Annotated in this window: 1 protein-coding gene; it reads left to right on the top strand. The window is 56.1% G+C overall.

Annotated features, from left to right (window positions below; genetic code table 11):
• On the top strand, positions 1-1,140 hold a 1,140-nt coding region (locus Xentx_RS18050), incomplete at both ends, for a condensation domain-containing protein (RefSeq protein ID WP_244149910.1).

Raw genomic sequence — 1,140 nt, 5'->3', positions numbered from 1 at the left:
TTCTTTGAATTGGGGGGGCATTCCCTGCTGGCTACCCAACTGGCTGCACGAGTCCGCCAACTATTAGCGCGAGAGTTGCCGTTACAGCAACTCTTTAAGCAACCTGTTTTGATGGATTTGGCTCAAACGCTCACTACCACTTCAACCACTACTCAGGTAACGATCTCTGTCGTTGACCACAGCCAGCCATTACCGCTGTCCTTTGCTCAACAGCGTTTATGGTTCTTGAGCCAACTCGATCCGGCAGCCAGCCTGGCTTATCATATCCCTGTGGCATTGCGCCTGACCGGGCAACTTCATCGCCCTGTCTTAACCCGTGTATTCGACCATCTTATCGCCCGCCATGAAAGCTTGCGCACCCGCTTTGGGCTGGTTTCCGGCCAACCTTGCCAGCATATCGATCCGGCTGATATCGGCTTTGCCCTGCCTTACCAGGATTTACGCGCGCTAACGCCAGAAACACACAGCGTCCATCTTGCTGATTTGACCGCCCTTGAAGCACAAACACCTTTTGACCTGACCCAAGGCCCGCTGATCCGTGGCCACCTGCTGCAACTGGCAGACGAAGAGCATGTTTTGCTGCTCACGCAACACCACATTATCACTGATGGCTGGTCCGTCGGTGTCCTGATGCATGAGCTCAGTGTGCTTTATCGCGCCCTTCTCGACGGTCAAGACGCGCCGTTATCACCACTTCCCATTCAGTACGCTGACTATGCCGTCTGGCAGCGTGAATGGTTGCAAGAAACCACTCTCACGGCCCAACGGGATTTCTGGTGCACCCAGCTTACCGGCGCACCGGCCTTACTCGCTCTCCCAACCGACCGGCCGCGCCCCGCAGTCCAATCCTTTGTTGGCGACCGAGTGCCTGTGCATATTGATGCGGGCTTATTGGCCTCGCTGAAAAAACTGGGACTGCGCCATCACACCACGTTGTTTATGACCGTGCTCAGTGCCTGGAGCCTGGTCCTGGCCCGGCTCAGTGGACAGGAGGATATCGTTATCGGTACGCCGGTGGCTAACCGTCTACAGCATGAACTGGAGGGCTTAATCGGTTTCTTCGTCAATACCCTGGCCTTGCGCGTCACCCTGAATGAGGCCGTTACTGTTACTGACCTGCTCGCCCAGGTTCGGGAACGG

Origin of the sequence: Xenorhabdus thuongxuanensis (assembly GCF_001908095.1) — a bacterium.
Classification (GTDB): Bacteria; Pseudomonadota; Gammaproteobacteria; order Enterobacterales; family Enterobacteriaceae; genus Xenorhabdus; species Xenorhabdus thuongxuanensis.
This window is presented reverse-complemented; position numbering and strand designations above follow the sequence as displayed.